The 17989-nt window shown below is 67.4% G+C and carries 9 protein-coding genes, 1 tRNA gene and 1 other RNA gene; 3 read left to right on the top strand and 8 right to left on the bottom strand.

Going from position 1 to position 17989, the window contains the following annotated elements; all coding sequences use genetic code 11:
* Positions 1-23: 23 nt before the first annotated feature.
* Both QP609_RS04500 and sugE read right to left on the bottom strand, forming a co-directional pair.
* Positions 24-10910 carry an autotransporter-associated beta strand repeat-containing protein gene (locus QP609_RS04500; RefSeq protein WP_289213867.1) on the bottom strand — a complete coding sequence of 3629 codons (10887 nt, stop codon included), beginning with the start codon at positions 10908-10910 and terminating at the stop codon, positions 24-26.
* Positions 10911-11269: 359 nt separating this feature from the next.
* Positions 11270-11587 (bottom strand): quaternary ammonium compound efflux SMR transporter SugE, encoded by a 318-nt coding sequence (gene sugE, locus QP609_RS04495; RefSeq protein WP_005415486.1) that lies wholly within the window; start codon positions 11585-11587, stop codon positions 11270-11272.
* Positions 11588-11888: 301 nt separating this feature from the next.
* Between sugE and ffs the strand changes: the two genes are divergently transcribed.
* Positions 11889-11985: signal recognition particle sRNA small type (gene ffs, locus QP609_RS04490), an RNA gene on the top strand.
* A 90-nt stretch (positions 11986-12075) separates the two neighbouring features.
* Here ffs and QP609_RS04485 read toward each other — a convergent pair.
* The 3 genes from QP609_RS04485 to QP609_RS04475 are packed head-to-tail and all read right to left on the bottom strand — an operon-like array spanning position 12076 to position 13978.
* Positions 12076-12465, bottom strand: coding sequence for a nuclear transport factor 2 family protein (locus tag QP609_RS04485; RefSeq protein WP_053495267.1), 390 nt, complete (start codon positions 12463-12465; stop codon positions 12076-12078).
* Positions 12462-13229 carry an MBL fold metallo-hydrolase gene (locus QP609_RS04480; protein WP_069117572.1) on the bottom strand — a complete coding sequence of 256 codons (768 nt, stop codon included), beginning with the start codon at positions 13227-13229 and terminating at the stop codon, positions 12462-12464. Before QP609_RS04480 ends, QP609_RS04485 begins: the two co-directional genes overlap by 4 nt.
* Entirely contained in the window at positions 13229-13978 is a 750-nt protein-coding gene (locus QP609_RS04475) for a 3-deoxy-D-manno-octulosonic acid kinase (RefSeq protein WP_032958195.1), read from the bottom strand. The genes QP609_RS04480 and QP609_RS04475 overlap by 1 nt, the downstream gene beginning before the upstream one ends.
* A gap of 20 nt (positions 13979-13998) precedes the next feature.
* On the opposite strand from QP609_RS04475, the gene QP609_RS04470 reads away from it, so the two are divergent.
* Complete coding sequence (locus QP609_RS04470) at positions 13999-15045, top strand: glycosyltransferase family 9 protein (protein WP_197620936.1); 1047 nt, start codon at positions 13999-14001, stop codon at positions 15043-15045.
* Between the two features lie 18 nt (positions 15046-15063).
* On the opposite strand, the gene QP609_RS04465 is transcribed toward QP609_RS04470, so the two are convergent.
* The gene (locus QP609_RS04465) at positions 15064-15468 is read right to left on the bottom strand and encodes a DUF6165 family protein (RefSeq protein ID WP_014646159.1); all 405 of its coding nucleotides are present in this window, start codon (positions 15466-15468) and stop codon (positions 15064-15066) included.
* Between the two features lie 713 nt (positions 15469-16181).
* Positions 16182-16272, bottom strand: a tRNA-Ser gene (locus QP609_RS04460).
* 165 nt (positions 16273-16437) lie between these two features.
* On the opposite strand from QP609_RS04460, the gene QP609_RS04455 reads away from it, so the two are divergent.
* The gene (locus tag QP609_RS04455; protein WP_014036153.1) at positions 16438-17142 is read left to right on the top strand and encodes a PP2C family serine/threonine-protein phosphatase; all 705 of its coding nucleotides are present in this window, start codon (positions 16438-16440) and stop codon (positions 17140-17142) included.
* A gap of 112 nt (positions 17143-17254) precedes the next feature.
* On the opposite strand, the gene dnaQ is transcribed toward QP609_RS04455, so the two are convergent.
* Positions 17255-17986 (bottom strand): DNA polymerase III subunit epsilon, encoded by a 732-nt coding sequence (gene dnaQ / locus QP609_RS04450; RefSeq protein ID WP_014036152.1) that lies wholly within the window; start codon positions 17984-17986, stop codon positions 17255-17257.
* Between the last annotated feature and the right edge of the window lie 3 nt (positions 17987-17989).

The following is a 17989-nucleotide window of genomic DNA, read 5'->3' as shown; positions in this document are numbered from 1 at the left end:
GATCTACCGCTGGCCCGCCCCGCTTAGAAGCCTACCCGCAGGTTGATCTGCCCGCCGACATCGCGGCGGCCATCACCGTGCTGGCCCTGCACGAACATCGACAGCTGGCTGTTGCGACCCAGGCCGACCGCCACGCCGAGCTGGCTGACCAGCGCATTGCGTGCCATCACCGCGCTGTAGACATCGAAGGCATCGCCACCGACCGCGAAGCGGTTGCGGCTGGCCACATCGGTGTCACCCGATGCATGCTGCCAGCCCAGGCCGACGGTCAGCTGCGCCGGGAAGCGCGCGCCGCTACCCACGTCCCAGCGGCCCCGCACGCCCACCGTGCTGACGTTGAGCGTGTCCTTGCCGCCTTCCAGCACCAGTGCGGCACTGCCACCCTGCTCCAGCGCACGATCACTGTCGACCCAGTGCCGGGTGAACTGCACGTACGGCTGCAGTTGGGTCCTGCCATGGGTCCAGGTCCAGCTGCCTTCGACCTGGGCGATGGTCACGTCCGAATCCTGGCGGCTGTACAGGGTCTGGTCCAGCAGAGGCACTTCACGCGTGGTGCGCGTGCGGTAGTCACCGCGCGACACGCTGCCACCGACCGCAAAGCCGTTGTTCCACTGTCCCTGTGCATACAGGCCGAACGTGTTGCCGCGCAGGCGGGCGCGCGAACTGCGATCGTACAGGCGCGTATCCAGCCGTTCGTTGCCGGCCGCCGCACCCAGCACCACGTGTTCACCCAGCTGCCAGTCCACACCCGCCATCACCGCATTGCGGTTGGAACGGATCTCATCGCCATTGCCATCGCCATCCTGCTTGAACACCTTGCCGCTACCAGCCAGCCAGGCCGAGGCACGCTCACCACGCACGGTCGGCAGCTCACTGCCCAGGCGCTGGCGGATGCCCTCTTCCAGGTAGTTGTCGTACAGCAGCACCGCGCGGCTGGCCGCGTGCACTTCGCCGGAGAGCTGGTCGAATGCGCTGCGCGCAGTGCTGGCGTCATACAGCAGCACCGTGTTGTACAGGCCCAGCGCCGCGCCACTCTGCGGCAGGCTGTCCAGCGCCGCAGCGGTGTTGTACTGGTTGCGCGTGTTGGCCACGGTGGTGAACGCCGCCGTCTGCGCCACGTCGATCTGCAGGTTGGCGGTGTTGGCGGTGTAGACCGGGGTGATGGTCAGGAAGGCCGACGGCGAGTTCGCCGAGGCGAACTGCCCGCTCACCCCACCGCCCGCGTTGATCACCGTGTACTGCTGGCCCTGCTGGTAGCTGGTGCTCGGCGAGATGGTGTTCACCTTTACGGTGCTGCCACCCACGTTGGCGCTGCCGCCCACCTGTACCGTATCGCTGCCGCTGGCACCCAGATCGATGCCCAGCGTGCTGCCCGGCGACAGGGTCAGGTTGCCACCCACGGTGATCGTGCCGGTGCCATTGCCTGTGCCGCTGCCCGGGCCATTACCCGGCGACAGCACGCCACCACTGGACACCGTCACGCCACCGCCGGTGCCACCAATGGTGCCGGTGCCGGACAGCGTGGTACCGCTGCCGATGGTCCACTGGCCGCCGATGGTGCCGGTGACATTCAGGCCGCCGCCGGTGACCTGGCCGGTACCGTTGAAGCCACCACTGTTGCCGCCGAGGTTCAGGCCACCGGGGCCGGCCTGCACGATGCTGCCGCCGCCGCTGATGCTGCCGCCCAGCGTGGTGGTGCCACCGGTGTTGATCACCAGGCCACCGTTGTTGGTGATGTTGCCGGTGATCGCGCCGCTGGCCCCACCGTTGCCGACCTGCACCGTGCCACCGGCGTTGATGGTGGTGCCACCGGTATAGGTGTTGTTGCCGGTCAGGATCACGGTGCCGGTGCCGGCCTGGGTCAGGCCGCCGCTGCCGCTGATGGTGCCGCCGACGGTGCTGTTGCCACCCACGTTGAACACCAGGCTGCCGTTGTTGCTGACGTTGCCGGTGATCGCACCGCTCGCGCCACCGTTGCCGACCTGCAGCGTGCCGCCGGTGTTGATGGTGGTGCCGCCGGTATAGGTGTTGTTGCCGGCCAGGACCACGGTGCCGGTGCCGGCCTGGGTCAGGCCGCCGCTGCCGCTGATGGCGCCGCCGACGGTGCTGTTGCCACCCACGTTGAACACCAGGCTGCCGTTGTTGACGACACTGCCGCCGATCGCACCGGTCGCGCCGCCATTGCCAACCTGCAGCGTGCCACCGGCGTTGATGGTGGTCGGGCCGGTATAGGTGTTGTTGCCGGTCAGGGTCAGCGTGCCGCTGCCGGCCTGGGTCAGGCCGCCACTGCCGCTGATGGTGCCGCCCAGCGTGGTGTTGCCGGCCACGTTGGACAGCAGCGTGCCATTGTTGGTGACATCACCGACGATCGAACCGGTCGCACCGCCATTGCCCAGCTGCAGCGTGCCACCGGCATTGATGGTGGTACCGCCGGTGTAGGTGTTGGTGCCGGTCAGCAGCAACGTACCGCTGCCGGCCTGGGTCAGGCCGCCACTGCCACTGATGGTGCCGCCCAGCGCGGTGTTGCCGGCCACGTTGGAAATCAACGCACCATTGTTGGTGATGTCGCCGGCGATGGCGCCGGTTGTACCGCCATTGCCCACCTGCAGCGTGCCGCCGGCATTGATGGTGGTACCGCCGCTGTAGGTGTTGTTGCCGACCAGGGTCAGCACCCCGCTGCCGGCCTGGGTCAGGCCACCACTGCCACTGATCGCGCCGCCGACGGTGGTGTTGCCCGCGACGTCGAAGACCAGGCTGCCGTTGTTGGCGACATTGCCGGTGATCGCACCGGTGGCACCGCCATTGCCCACCTGCAGCGTGCCACCGGCATTGATGGTGGTACCGCCGGTATAGGTGTTGTTGCCGGTCAGGGTCAGCGTACCGGCACCGGCCTGGGTCAGGCCACCGGTGCCGCTGATGGTGCCGCCCAGCAAGGTGTTGCCGGCCACGTTGGACACCAGCGCACCGTTGTTGGTGATGTCACCGACGATCGCGCCGGTCGCACCGCCATTGCCCACCTGCAGCGTGCCGCCGGCATTGATGGTGGTACCGCCGGTGTAGGTGTTGTTGCCGGTCAGCACCAGCGTGCCACTACCGGCCTGGGTCAGGCCGCCGCTGCCACTGACCACCGCGCCCACGGTTGCCGTCGTGCCCAGGTTGTAGACCAGGCTGCCATTGTTGGTGATGTCGCCCAGCACCGAGCCGGTGCTGCCGCCGTTGCCGATCTGCAGCGTGCTGCCACCATTGATGGTGGTGCCGCCGGTATAGACGTTGTCGCCGCTCAAGGTCAGCGTGCCGGTGCCGCTCTGCACCAGGCCACCAGTGCCACTGAGCACACCGCCGAAGGTGGTGCTGCCGTTGTTGCCGCCGGTGGTCAGGGTCGCACCGCCCAGCACCACGCTGGATCCGGTCACGCCGGCCAGGCCACCGATGCTCTGGCTGCCACCGGCACTGATGTCCAACGTGCCGGCACCGGACAGGTTCACCGTGCTGGCACCGGACAGGCTGCCACCGGCCGCCACCGCCAGCGTGCCGCTGTTGATGGTGGTGGTACCGGTGTAGGTGCTGGCGCCGCCCAGGGTGACGGTTGCCGCGCCATCTTTCAGCAGGCCGCCAGCGCCGCTGATCGGGCCATTCAAGGTCAGCGCGTTGCTGCCCGCCAGGGTCAGCGTGCCATTGGCCAGCTGCACGGTGTTGGCCAGGGTCAGCGCGCTGGTGCCGTCCAGGCTGGCGTTGCCGCCCACGGTCAGCGCGCCGGTGCCCAGCGAACCGTCGTTGCCCAGCAGCAGGCCACCGGCATTGAGGGTCACGCCGCCCGTGAAGACGTTGACGCCAGTCAAGCCCTGGATGCCTGCGCCGTTCTTTACCAGGCCACCGGCCCCTCCGATGGTGCCGGCGAACGTGGTATTGCCCACGCCATTGAGGGTCAGCGTGCTGCCGCCCAGCACAACGGTCGAACCCGCCACGCCTGCCAGCGAACCGATCGCCTGCGCACCACCCGCGCTGATGTCGAAGGTGGTACCGGCATTGGCCAGGTTCACCGCACCGGTCGCCGCCAGGCTGCCACCGGCGCCGATCGCCAGCGTGCCGGCGTTGATGGTGGTACCCCCGGTGAAGGTGTTGGTGCCGGTCAGCGTCTGGGTCCCCGAGCCTTCCTTGATCAGGCCACCCGAGCCGGCCAACGAACCACTGAACGTGCCATTGCTGGCATCACCGATCGTCAGCGTGTTGGCCCCCAGGTTCACCGTACCGTTGCCGACCAGTGTGCCGAACTGCTGCGTGCCGCTGCCCGCCGACAGATCGAAGGTCGCACCCGAGGCCAGGTTGACGATGCCACTGGCGTGCAGGCTCGCGCCAGCACCCAGTGCCAATGTACCGGCGTTGATGTTGGTGCCACCGGTGTAGGTGTTGGTGCCGTTCAGGGTCAGCGTTGCGGCTCCCTCCTTGGTCAGGCTGCCGGTGCCGCTCAGGTTGCCGTTGAGGGTGAGGTTGTTGCTGCCGAGGACGGTCAACGCGTTGTTGAGGGTGAAGTTGTTGGCGAGGGTGACCGCTGTGTTCGAATCGAGCGTCGCAGCGCCTGCGACCGTCACCGCACCGGTGCCCAGCGCAGCATTGTTGCCGACCACCAGGCCGCCGGCGTTGAGCGTTACGCCGCCGCTGAAGGTGCTGCCGCCGTTGAGCGTCTGCACGCCTGCGCCGTTCTTGACCAGCCCGCCGTTGCCACTGATCGCACCGCTGAAGGTGCTGTCCACGGTGCCGCCCAGGGTCAGCGTGCTGCCACCCAGCGCCACCGTACTGCCGGCGACGCCGGCCAGCGAGCCGATGGCCTGGTTGCCCGCCGAAATGTCGAACGTGCCGGCACCGGCCAGGTTCACCGCGCCGGTCGCGGCGAGGCTGCCACCCGCGCCGATCGCCAGCGTGCCGTTGTTGATGGTGGTACCACCGGTGTAGGTGTTGGCACCGCTCAGGGTCACGGTGGCCGCACCGTCCTTGACCAGGCCGCCGGTACCGGAAATCACACCGCCCAGTGTCAGCGCCTGGCTGCCAAGCAGGTCGAGGTTCGCGCCCGCTGCGAGCCCGATGTTGTTGGCCAGGTTGACGCCTGTCGATGCATCCAGCGTCGCGTTGCCGCCCACTGCCAGCGCACCGCTGCCGAGCGCAGCGTTGTTGCCGACCACCAGGCCACCACCGTTGAGTGCGACGCCACCACTGAACAGATTGGCGCCTCCCAGTGTGAGGACGCCGGCGCCATTCTTGACCAGGCCACCGGTGCCGGAAATCGCGCCATCGAAGAGGCTGTTGCCCACACCACCGAGTGTCAGCGTCTGTGCACCCAGGCTCACCGTCGAGCCCGCCACGCCGTTCAACGAGCCGATGGTCTGGTTGGCACCTGCGGTGGAGATATCGAAGCCGGTGCCTGCAGCGCTCAGCGTCACCGCGCCGGTGGCTGCAAGGCTGCCGCCCGGACCAATCGCCAGCGTACCGGCAGTGATGAAGGTGCCGCCGGTGTAGGTGTTGGCACCGGTCAGCGTCTCGATGCCCGTACCGACCTTGGTCAGGCCACCCGTGCCTGCGATCGAGCCACTGAAGGTGCCATTGGTGGCGCCGCCGACTTCGATCGAGTTGGCGCCGAGGTTCACCGTACCGTTGCCGACCAGGGTTCCGAACACCTGCGTGCCGCTGCCGGCAGACAGATCCAGCGTGGCACCTGTGGCGAGGTTCACGGTACCGCTCGCCGCCAGGCTGGCACCGGCCCCCAGCGCCAGCGTGCCGGCGTTGATGTTGGTGCCACCGGTATAGCTGTTGATGCCATTCAAGGTCAGCGTCGCGCTGCCGTTCTTGGTCAGGCTGCCGGCACCGGAAAGGACGCCGTTGAGCGTCAGTGCGTTGGTCCCGAGCACAGTCAGCCCGGCGTTGAGCGCGATGTTGTTGGCCAGCGTTGCCAGGCCGGTGGTATCCAGCGTGGCAGCACCGCCGACCGTCAATGCACCGGTGCCCAGCGCCGCGTCATTGCCGAGTACCAGCCCGCCTGCATTGAGGGTCACGCCGCCGCCAAAGGTGTTGGCACCGGACAGCGTCTGTACGCCCGCGCCCACCTTGACCAGCCCCCCGCCGCCACTGATCACGCCGTCGAACGCGGCGTTGCCGGCCGTACCGAACGTCAATGAGTTTCCGCCCAGCGCCAGCGTGCTGCCGCCCAGACCATTGAGTGCGCCGATGGTCTGGCTGCTGCCGGCACCGGAGATATCGAAGCCGGCGCCCGCGCCCAACGTGACGTCACCCGCCGCGGCCAGGCTGCCGCCCGTGCCCAGCGCCAGCGTGCCGGCATTGATGGTGGTACCGCCGGTGTAGGTGTTGGCACCGGACAGCGTCAGCGTGGTAGCGCCGTTCTTGATCAGGCTGCCATTGCCGCCGACCACGCCCGACAGCGTCAGCGCATTGCTGCCCGGCACCGTCAGTGCAACGCCCGAGCCCAGCGTGACCGCATTGCCGAGCGTCACTGCCGCGCCCGCATCCAGCGTGGTGCTGGTATTCACCGCCAGCGCGCCGGTACCAAGCGCACCATCCGCACCGACGACCAGGCCACCACCGTTCAGGGTCAGGCCGCCAGCGAAGGTGTTGGTGTTGTTGAGGGTCAGCAGGCCCGTACCGTTCTTGACCAGGCTGCCATTGCCGGCCACCACGCCACCGAGCGTGACATCGTTGCTGCCGCCCAGCGTCAGCTGCGTGCCCGCACCGAAGTTCACTGCATTGGCCAGGTTCAACGCCACCGTGCTGTCCAGCGTGGTGGTGCCACCGATGCCCAGCGCACCGGTGCCGAGCGCGCTGGCATTGCCGAGGATCAGGCCACCCGCGTTGAGTGCAACACCGCCACTGAAGGTGTTGGCACCGGACAGCGTCTGCACGCCGGTACCCGTCTTGACCAGGCCGCCAGTGCCACCGATCACGCCGGCAAAGCTGCCGTTGCCGGCGCCGCCAAAGGTCAGCGACTGCGCGCCCAGCGCCAGCTGGCTGCCTGCGACGCCGTTGAGTGCGCCGATGGTCTGCGCGGCACCGGCTGCGGAGATGTCCAGCGTCGCACCGGCACCGGCAAGATCCACCGCACCGGCCGCGGCAAGGCTGCCACCGGCCCCCAGCGCCAGCGTGCCGGCGTTGACGGTGGTGCCACCCCCGAACGTGTTGGCGCCAGACAGCGTGAGGCGCGCCGCGCCATCCTTGATCAGCCCGCCGGCGCCGAACACCGGACCGGTCAGCGTCAGGTCATTGCTGCCCAGCACGGTGAGGTTGGCGCCGGCGGCGAGGCCGAGGGTGTTGCCCACCGAAAGCGCCGCAGTGGCATCCAGCGAAGCGTTGCCGCCCACGTCCAGCTGGCCGGTACCCAGCGCCTGTGCGTTGCCAAGCTGCAGTACGCCCGCGTTGAGCCCGACGCCCCCGCTGAACGTATTGGCGCCGTTCAACGCCAGTGTCGCCGCACCGTTCTTGACCAGCCCGCCGGTGCCGCTGATGACGCCCCCCAGCGACACGTTCTGGCTGCCCAGCAGATCCAGCACCGCACCGGCGCCGAGGTTGACGCTGTTGGCCAGGTCCAGCGCCACCGAACTGTCCAGCGTGGTATTGGCCCCCACCGACAATGCACCGGTGCCCAGCGCGCCGGCATTGCCCAGCAGCAGGCCGCCGCCGTTGACGGTCAGCCCGCCACCGAAGCTGTTGGCGCCATTGAGGGTCAAGGTGGTGGCACCGTTCTTCACCAGCCTGCCCGCACCGGACACCACCCCACCCAGCGTGATCGACTGCGAACCCGGCAGCGACAACGCGGCGCCTGCACCCAGTGCCACGTTGTTGCCCAGGTTCAGCGGCGCACTGCCGTCGAGCGAGACGTTGCCACCGATGCCCAGCGTCCCCGTGCCGAGTGCGCCGCTGTTGCCCAGCAGCAGGGCGCCAGCGTTTGCGTTCAGTCCACCACTGAAGGTGTTGGTACCGTTCAAGGTCAGTGTCGCCGCGCCGTTCTTGACCAGGCTGCCGGTGCCCGTGATGTTGCCGGCCAGGGCCAGGTTCTGGCTGCCCGGCAGGGTCAGGACCGCGCCGAGGTTGATCGCATTGCCCAGGTTCAACGCTGCCGTGGTATCCAGCGAACCGTTGCCGCTGACCGTCAACGCCCCGCTGCCGATCGCACTGCTGTCGCCCAGCAGCAGGCCACCCGCCGTCAGATTCACGCCGCCACTGAAGGTGTTGGCGCCGCTCAGCGTCTGCACGCCGGTGCCCTGCTTGATCAGGCCACCGGTGCCGCCGATCACGCCGGCGAACGTCTGGTTCGTGGCATCACCGAAGGTGAGCGTGCTGCTGCCCAGCGTCACCGTGCTGCCGGCAATACCGGACAGCGCGCCGATGGTCTGGTTGCCGCCGAGCGAGATGTCCAGGTCCGCGCCAACGCCGGCCAGGCTGACCGCACCGCCGGCGGCCAGGCTTCCGCCGCTGCCCACCGCAACCTTGCCGGCATTGATCGCCAGGCCGCCGGTGAAGGTATTTGCGCCACCCAGCGTAAGCGTGGCGGCACCGTTCTTGACCAGGCTGCCGGTGCCACCGATGGCGCCGCCCAGCGTCAATGCGTTCGAGCCCAGCACATTGAGCGAGCCACCCGCGCCCAGCGTGATGCCATTGCCGACCGCAAGCGCCGCGCTGGTGTCGAGCGACACCACGCCACCAACATTCAGCGCACCGGTTCCCAGTGCTCCACCGTTGCCCAGCACCAGGCTGCCGGCATTGAACGCCACGCCGCCGCCGAAGGTGTTGGCGCCATTGAGCGTCAGCGACGACGCACCGCTCTTGACCAGGCCACCGGCGCCACCGATCACGCCGTTGAACGTCAACGCCTGGTTGCCGAGCAGATTGAGGCTGGCACCCGAACCGAGGTTGACCGCGTTGGCCAGTGCAAGCGCCCCCGTGGTTCCATCGAGCGTCACGTTGCCGCCGACACTGAGCGCACCGCTGCCCAGCGCAGCAGCATTGCCCAGCAGCAGGCCGCCGCCGTTGAGTGCCACGCCGCCACTGAGGTTGTTCACGCCCGACAAGGTCTGCACGCCGGTGCCCAGCTTGACCAGGCCACCCGTGCCTGCGGCGAACGTGCCGCTGTAGCTGGTATCGCCCAGCCCCGCGAGGGTGAGCGTGTGGCTGCCCAGGTTGACCGAACCGCCGAGGCCCGCCAGCGAACCGATGGTCTGGTTGGCGGCCGCCGACAGGTCCAGGGTGGTACCGACGCCGACCGTGATCGCACCGGTGGGTGACAGGCTGCCGCCCGCGCCCAGCGCCAACGCGCCTCCGGCCAGGTTGAAACTGCCGGTCAGCGCATTGGCGCCGTTCAAGGTGAGGGTGCCGGCGCCGCTCTTGGTCAGGTTGCCGGCACCGGAGATCGAACCGTTCAATGACAACGCATTGCTGCCGAGCAGGTTCAGCGAGCCCCCGCCATTGATCACCAGATTGTTGCCCAGGGTGAAGCCCGCCGTCGTATCCAGTGAAGCGCTGCCACCCACGGTCAGGTTGCCGCTGCCCAGTGCACCGGCATTGCCCAGTACCAGGCCGCCGGCATTGAGGTTGACGCCGCCGGAGAACAGGTTTGCGCCGCCGAGAGTAACGATGCCGGTGTTGTTGACCGTCAGCCCGCCAGTACCGGACAGCAAGCCCCCCAGGCTGAACGCATTGGTCCCTGCCAGGGACAGATTGCCACCAAGGCTGAAAGCGTTGGCCAGGTTCAGACCGGCCGTGGCAGAGGCGATGGCACCGCCGTTGGCGGTGAACAGCCCTGTGCCGAAGGAACCGGCATTGTTGAAATTGACCAGGCCATCATTGAGCGTGGTCGTACCTGCACCCGCCCACGCACCCTGCAGGTTCCAGGTGCCGCTGTTGACGGTGAGCTTCTGGAAGTTGAGGTACTGGTTCCAGCCCAGCGTGGTCACCGCTCCGCCGGTGCCGGACCCCGGACCGCTGACGACGTTCTGCAACACCAGCGTGTTGTTGGCCGCACCACTGCCGGTACCGGCATCGACCGATCCCGCAGCCGCAACCTTTACCCCGGTGACACCGGTAATCACGCCGGCAAGAGCGCTGCCGCCGCCGCTCACAACGCTGGAACCCGACACTGCGGTGAAGGTGTTGCCGCCGGTTGAATCACCCAGGTGAACGCTGCCACTGACCGCCCCCGCATTGAGGAACGTGTTACCGCCAGAAGCACCCAGGCCGACGCGTCCGTCGATGGTGCCTGTGTTGGCCACATTGGCGGCTGCACCACCATAGGTCACCACCGTGGTCGCGTCGGAAACGCTGCCTGCACCGATCAGCGACGTGCTGATCAGGCCGGCGTTGTTGATGGTGGTGGTGCCGTTGACATTCTGTGCCACCAGCGCCTGTCCACCGAAGCCCAGCAGCGTTGCGATGTTGACGACACCCTTGATCTGTCCGCTGGCGTTGTTGTTGACGACGATCGCGCTGTTGTTGGCAGAACCATTGCCGATGACCAGGCCGGGCGAGGCGAGGATGATCGAGCTCGGATCGATCGTGCCATTGTTGTTGACCGTCACGTTGTCGCCGGTCAGCGTTGCTGCGTTGCCGCCACCTACGATCGGCGGCGTACGCAGCAATGCACCCGCGTCGATGTTCAGCGTGAGGCCGTTGGTCGCGTTGGAGTAGTTGTTGATGCTGGTGGTGCTGTCGCAGTTTACGGTTGTGGTGCCCGTGCACGCTGCGAATGCCGATCCGCTGGCCAGTGTGGCGGCCAAAGCCGCCGCCAGCTGGTGCGCCCGCAATCGCGGCACCCGCCCTGCGCTGACCGCGCTTCCGCCGGGGTTCTGGGCGACCTCCGAAGCAACCTGCATTACCCCAAGGGCACGATTGAAAACCAGACGGTAAATGCGGTTCATCGGTAAATCTCCATGAAAAGACCGGATGGCACAGCTGGCAGGTTTTTTGGAGACAATGCGGCCCACCCCGGCTCCCCGAACGGGAACAAGGCCTGAAGGCATTAACTCCTGAAAATCTTCAAATCTTCACGCGATCGCACCCGGGGACAGGTGCGCCAGCGCGTCCGTCAAGGCGAAAACTCCCCGATTTCGCCCGACGAATGGCGGCACTGTGCGACCGACGGTGCCAGCGGCATGTGAATCACGCGCCCTATTTTTATGACGTGCGTCAAATAACAGGGGCGGACAAAATGGTTTTGCCGAAAATGCATATTGCTGCATGTGGCGGAGAATCCATTCCCCGCCATGAGTAAATAAATTCAGCTGCTGGAGAGTTTCATCAGCACCAGGCCGGAAACGATCAACACCGCCGCACCGATCCGCATCGGGCTGACTTGCTCGCCCAGGAACACAATGCCAACCACGAACGCCCCGACCGCGCCGATGCCGGTCCAGATCGTATAGGCGGTTCCCAGCGGCAGGCTGCGCATGGCCACCGCCAGCAACCAGAAGCTGGCGATCATGCCGATGATGGTGACCACGGTGGGGGTGAGCCGGGTGAAGCCTTCGGACTGCTTCATGGACACGGCCCAGACGATTTCCAGCAGGCCGGCAAACAACAGATAGATCCAGGCCATGACGGCCCTCCTCTTGGTAGGGCCAGGCCGTCCTGGTCATTGGTTCCCGATGTGGGGGAGGTCGTTCCTCCTGGCCGGCATTCTAGCAACGGGGGTGGGTACCGGCCGCTGCCGCCGGAAGCGGGTTACGGCCGATTCAGTGCATGAAGCTGGCGTCGATGGGCCCGTCTGCGCTAGAATGCGCGTCTGCCATCGGCCAGCCCGATGTGCAGTCCGGCTGTGGTCTCCGGCGCGCCGCGCGCTGTTTCCCCTGATCCGTGAACTGGCCGCCCACCGGGCGGCCAACGTCTCTATGGTGGCCCCGTCGGCCCCTCGCGACGCTAGGTCGAAAACCCCGCCAGGGCCGGAAGGCAGCAACGGTATCGATCGACGCGGGCGCCGAGGTCAGCCGGCGGGGCCACCGCCTTTTCCGCACTGGGCTCAGATCCCTTTGCATGGCAGAGGGATCTGACCCCGGCTTCGCATTCTTGGCCCGGCATGGCGCCGCGCTACCCTGCCTCGGGCGTGCCCTGGTGGAACACCATGCGCCATCTGTCCCCGTGCCGGCGCCACAGCGAACTGCGCAGCACCCAGTGCTGCAGCTGCCCATCAAGGTGATGGCGGCTGCGGTAGCGCACCTGGGCCAGGTCCTGCGACAGCAGCCAGACGGCGTACTGCTCCGATTCGATCTGCACCTGGGCACGCTCCAGCGGAATCTCCACCAGCGCGGCCGCACGGTCGTAGCACTGGCCGGAGCTGCCGATCTCGCTGAAATCCTCATCCAGCAATGCGGCCAGTTGCTCGCGGTCGGCACGCACCTGCGGCGCATGCAGTGCGCGCTCCAGCGCCTCCAGCCCGGCAGCCAACGCCGCATCTGCGGGCTGGCCGGTACCCCTCACGGCGGGTCCTGGGCCAGCACGTGCGGGGCGGTCGGGCTCGCCAGCGGCACGCACTGCCCCGGCTGCGCCACGCGGTGCCCACGCGCAGCCAGCGCCAGACCATCGGCCGCGCTGGCGTAGTGGTACAGCATCATCCGCGCCTGCAGTTCGGCGCTGTACTCACGCTCCAGATCGTCCACGCCGGTATGCGAGGGATTGCCGTGCAGGCCGCAATCGTGAGCGATCAGTTCGTTGTCACCGGCGAAGCGGGCCAGCATCTCCGGAATCGGCCGGGTATCGCCGCTCCAGGTCAGCGCGCCCTGCAGGCGCAGCCCATAGGCCGTCTCCGGCCAGTGGTGGCGCACCGGAAACACTTCCAGGCGCACGCCCTCGTGCCAGAACGCCTCGCCCACCACGATCAGCTGGAAGGCATCCCAGAAGTTCGCACCGCCCTCGGCCAGCACGTTCGGGTAATCCCCGATGCGCTTGTGCAGCAGCGGCACCACCGTGGCGGGCACGTACAGGCGCACCTTGCCGCGCCGGTGCGCATTGAAGAAGGTATCCACGAACAGGCGCTCGAAGCCGGCCACGTGGTCCAGGTGCACATGGGTGACGAACAGCGCCTGCGGCATCTGCCCGTAGTGCGCCTTGAACGCGGTCAGGCCTTCGCCACCACAATCGATGGTCAGCCATGGGCGCCCATCGCGCTCGATCACCGACATCGGCGACCCCAGCTCGACCGCCGACGCATTGCCGACGCCGAGGAAACGCAACGCCCAGTCCATCAGGTGCCCCGGTTCCAGGCCATGTCATAGGCACGGCGCAGCCGCGCGTAGTCCTTCTGCACGTCTTCCACGCTGCGCTCGCCGCGCAGCTTGATCAGCGAGCGCAGCAGGCGCTTGAGGTTGCGCTCGCGCCAGGCGGTCGCCGGGATGCGGATCACGCCGCGGTCGAAATCGATCAGCCAGCCATGGCCGCTACCATCGAACAGGATGTTGTGCGCGTTGAGATCGGCATGGTCCAGGCCGGCACGATGGAAACGGGCAATCAGGCGCCCGGTCTCCTCCCAGGGAGCCCCCCGGCCGGCCACCAGTGCGCGGTCGGCCAGCGAGCGCACGCCCTCGATCCGCTCCATCAGGATCGCCGCCCGGTAGCGCAGGCCCTCGCGCATGTAGAACGCGGCGATCGGCCGTGGCACCGGCAGCTTTTTCTCGCGCAGGGCGCGCATCAGGCGGAATTCGGCGAAGCTGCGGGTCCGGTCCGAGCCGCGCCAGAGGTACTGGTCATGGCTGATACGGGCCGCCATGCCGCCGCGCAGATAGTGGCGCAGCACGCTGGCACCGAACGGCGCATCGACGAACCAGGCGCTGCCGCGGCCGCCCTCGCCCACCGGCCGGGCCCTGCTGCCCCAGTGCTGGGGCGAGAACAGGCCGATCTCGGCTTGCCGCAGCCGCTCGCGGTCGAACAGAATGGCCCCGATGCCGCGACCCTCGCGGCATGGCGTCAGCGCTTCATTGGCGTCGAATGCGACCATTTCATTGAGTCTAACAACACATGGCATCAGCGTCCTCCTCCTTGTGCCTCCTGCGCCTGTCCGCACTTGGCGATGTCACCCACGTGGTGCCCCTGGTGCGTACCCTGCAGGCCGCGCGCCCGGACACGCCGATCCACTGGATCATCGACAAGGTCGGCCACAAGCTGCTCGACGGCCTGCCCGGCGTCACCTTCCATGCCTACGACAAGAAGAGCGGCATGGCCGGGGTCAAGGAACTGCGCAGGCAGCTGCCGCCGGGGCGCTTCAAAGCGCTGCTGCAGATGCAGGTCGCGTTCCGCGCCAACCTGCTGTCGGCCTTCATTCCGGCCGAGCGCCGCATCGGCTACGACCGCAGCCGCTCGAAGGACCTGCATGGGCTTTTCATCAACGAACGCATTCCCGACCGTCCGGGCATCCATGTGCTCGATGCCATCGGCAGCTTCTGCGAACCGCTGGGCCTGCGCCAGACCGAGGTCAGCTGGGACCTGGCCGTGCCGCAGTCGGCATATGAGTGGGCCGCCGCGCAGTGGCACGACGATGGTCGCCCGGTGCTGATGATCTCGCCGTGCTCCAGCCACGTGCGCCGCAACTGGTACGCCGACCGCTACGCCGCCGTGGCCAACCACGCGGTCACGCGCGGCTGGCAGGTGGTGCTGTGCGGCGGCCGCAGCGAACTTGAGCGCAGCATGGCCGACGCCATCCAGGCACAGCTGCACACGCCGGCGCTGGACCTGGTAGGCAAGGACACGCTGAAGCAGCTGCCCGCCCTGCTGGCCCGCGCCAACCTGGTGATGACGCCCGATTCCGGCCCGATGCACATCGCCAACGCGATGGGCGCCAAGGTGCTGGGCCTGCATGCGGCCAGCAATCCGAACCGCAGCGGCCCGTACTCGGATCGTCGCTATTGCGTGGACCGCTACGACGATGCGGCACGCAAGTACCTCGCCAAGCAGGCCACCGATCTGAAGTGGGGCACCAAGATCGAGTTCGACGATGTGATGGAACTGATCACCGTGGAAGACGGTATCGCTGCCTTCGAACGCTACGTCGCCGACCACCTGGGGTGAGCGGCAGGCCGCCCGGGATTACACGCGCTGCGCGTAATCCTGATAGGACTTCTCCTCCACGTACGCCGAGCCCAGCGCCAGGTTGATCGCCTTCTTGATGCGCGCGCGTTCGTCATTGCGCAGGTACACGCTGCGCGCCAGGTCGATGAAGCCCTGGTCGAACGCCTGCGCCTTCTCCTTCAGCCGGATGTCGTCCTCGATTTCCCACAGCTGCTCGTTGACCACCTTCAGCTCGGCACGCAGCCTGGCGATGTCCTTCACGGCCGCCGGGTGCGCCATCCAGGTCTGCTCCAGCGCCGACAGCTCCCTGCGCACGTTGGCCAGCTTGCCCTCGTCGCTGATGCGCTCGGACTTGATCTGCAGGATCGAAATCTTGTCCAGCAGCTCGCCGAAAGAAACGGGAACGAGGATTTCAGCGGTCATGGGGAAAAGCTCCAGCAGGTGATGCGTACATGGTAACCCGCAGCGTCCGCACGGATATCCCCGGTAGATCCACGTCATGCGTGGATGAGCCTGCCAGCAGGAACAGCATCCACGCACCGCGCGGATCTCAGTGATGCATCTGGAGGACCAAGCCCCTCTGTTGAGGGGCTGCCCCGACAGGGGCGGGGAGAGGCCGGCAAAGGGAGGGGCCCACGCGTTGCGCAGCAACGTGTGGGGCGACGCGCAGAGCGCGTCGCGTCCCGCGCCAGATCAGTACAGGGTCACTACGGCGTGATGCCCGCCGCGCATCCACGCACCGCGCGGATCTCCCGTGATGCATCTGGAGGACCAAGCCCCTCTGTTGAGGGCTGCCCCGACAGGGGCGGGGAGAGGCCGGCAAAGGGAGGGGCCCACGCGTTGCGCAGCAACGTGTGGGGCGACGCGCAGAGCGCGTCGCGTCCCGCGCCAGATCAGTACAGGGTCACTACGGCGTGATGCCCGCCGCGCATCCACGCACCGCGCGGATCTCCCGTGATGCATCTGGAGGACCAAGCCCCTCTGTTGAGGGGCTGCCCCGACAGGGGCGGGGAGAGGCCGGCAAAGGGAGGGGCCCACGCGTTGCGCAGCAACGTGTGGGGCGACGCGCAGAGCGCGTCGCGTCCCGCGCCAGATAAAGAAAAAGAGCTGCCTTTCGGCAGCCCTTTTTCTTTATCTGGCGGAGAGGGGGGGATTCGAACCCCCGAGGCGCTATAAACGCCTGCCTGATTTCGAGTCAGGTACATTCAACCACTCTGCCACCTCTCCGGGTGGTCCCCGGCGGACCGGGGACGCGCATCATACGAGGAAGTCAGGCCGACGACAAGTCATTCCGGTCAATGAAGTGAAAATTTCCTGGATGCATGCCTTGCCGGATGCCCGCAGCCCCCCGATGATGCCTGTCTCCCCAGCAATACCCCGCCCCTGCACACCATGATCGAATTCGGACACCTCACCCACCCCGGCCTGCGCCGCGAGCTCAACGAAGACACCTACTACGGTGACAGCGAGCTGGCCCTGTGGCTGGTGGCCGATGGCATGGGCGGCCACGCCTGCGGCGAGGTGGCCAGCGCGCTGGCGCGCGAAACCATCGTGCGCGAGATCCGCCGTGGCGCGCCGCTGGCCCAGGCCATCCGCACCGCCGACGAAGAGATCATCCGCGCCTCGCGGCGGCGCAACGACACCCTGCCGATGGGTACCACCGTGGTCGCCGCACGCGTGCAGGGCAATCGCTATGAAGTGGCATGGGTCGGCGACAGCCGTGCCTACCTCTGGCGTGACGGCCAGCTGGCACAGCTCAGCCAGGATCACAGCGTGGTGCAGGAACTGGTCGCGCAGGGCAACCTGACGGCCGAACAGGCACGCGCGCATCCACATCGCAACGTGGTCACCCAGGCGCTGGGCGTCACCGATCCGGCACATCTGAACGTGGCCACCACCAGCGGCGAGCTGCGCCCCGGCATGCAGCTGCTGCTGTGCAGTGACGGCCTGACCGAGGAAGTGGACGACCGCGGCATCGCCCGCACCCTCGCCTTCGAGGATGCAAGCGCACAGGAATGCGTGGACACGCTGGTCGCCGCCGCGCTCGACGGCGGTGGCCGCGACAACATCAGCGTGATCCTGGTGCGCTGCCATTAACCCGTAGATCCACGCCATGCGTGGAGGCGGTAGTGCCGGCCGCTGGCCGGCTCACCGGGAAACGTGTTCACGCAGATGCCGGCCAGCGGCCGGCACTACATCATTCCCGGCATTACGCGCTGGCGGGCTCTTCCACCTTCGGCCCATCCCACAGTGCGTGGCCGGCCTTCTTGCGCAGCCGCTCCAGCCGCGCGGCATGCGCTTCCAGCTCCGACGGCGTGGCCACTACGCGCGGGCGCGGCAGCAGCTTGCTGGTATCGAAGGCCTGCAGCGCCGCACCGGCGCCACCGCCATCGTCATCCCCCAGGCCGAATCCGATCTCTTCCTGCCCCGAGGTCAGCGCGATGTAGACGTCGCCCAGGATCTGCGCATCGAGCAGGCCGCCATGCAGCGCACGGTGCGAGTTGTCCACGCCCAGCCGCTTGCACAGCGCATCCAGCGAATTGCGCTGGCCCGGGAAGCGCTCGCGCGCCATCACCAGGGTATCGATCACTGTGCAGCGATCGGTGATCTTCCCGTACTGCGGGCCCAGCAGCGACAGCTCGTTGTCGAGGAAGCCCAGGTCGAACGCCGCGTTGTGGATGATCAGCTCGGCGCCATCGATGAAGGCCAGGAACTCATCGGCGATCTGCGCGAAGTCCGGCTTGTCAGCCAGGAACTCCAGGGTCAGGCCGGTGACTTCCTGCGCGCCCTGTTCGAACTCGCAGTCCGGCTTGATGTACTGGTGGTAGTTGTTGCCGGTCGGGCGGCGCTTGAACAGCTCCACGCAGCCGATTTCGACGATGCGGTTGCCCTTCTTCCATTCCAGGCCGGTGGTTTCGGTATCGAGGATGATCTGACGCATGGG

It is taken from the genome of Stenotrophomonas sp. 8(2023) (genome assembly GCF_030345295.1).
GTDB classification, from domain to species: Bacteria; Pseudomonadota; Gammaproteobacteria; order Xanthomonadales; family Xanthomonadaceae; genus Stenotrophomonas; species Stenotrophomonas muris.
The sequence above is the reverse complement of the archived record's forward strand: the minus strand, read 5'-3'. Positions and strand labels throughout refer to the sequence as shown.

Coding starts and splice junctions, on each gene's coding strand:
- QP609_RS04500 (WP_289213867.1), bottom strand. CDS start 10,910: ATGAACCGCATTTACCGTCTGGTTTTCAATCGTGCCCTTGGGGTAATG.
- sugE (WP_005415486.1), bottom strand. CDS start 11,587: ATGGCCTGGATCTATCTGTTGTTTGCCGGCCTGCTGGAAATCGTCTGG.
- QP609_RS04480 (WP_069117572.1), bottom strand. CDS start 13,229: ATGGACTGGGCGTTGCGTTTCCTCGGCGTCGGCAATGCGTCGGCGGTC.
- QP609_RS04475 (WP_032958195.1), bottom strand. CDS start 13,978: ATGGTCGCATTCGACGCCAATGAAGCGCTGACGCCATGCCGCGAGGGT.
- QP609_RS04470 (WP_197620936.1), top strand. CDS start 13,999: ATGGCATCAGCGTCCTCCTCCTTGTGCCTCCTGCGCCTGTCCGCACTT.
- QP609_RS04465 (WP_014646159.1), bottom strand. CDS start 15,468: ATGACCGCTGAAATCCTCGTTCCCGTTTCTTTCGGCGAGCTGCTGGAC.
- QP609_RS04455 (WP_014036153.1), top strand. CDS start 16,438: ATGATCGAATTCGGACACCTCACCCACCCCGGCCTGCGCCGCGAGCTC.
- dnaQ (WP_014036152.1), bottom strand. CDS start 17,986: ATGCGTCAGATCATCCTCGATACCGAAACCACCGGCCTGGAATGGAAG.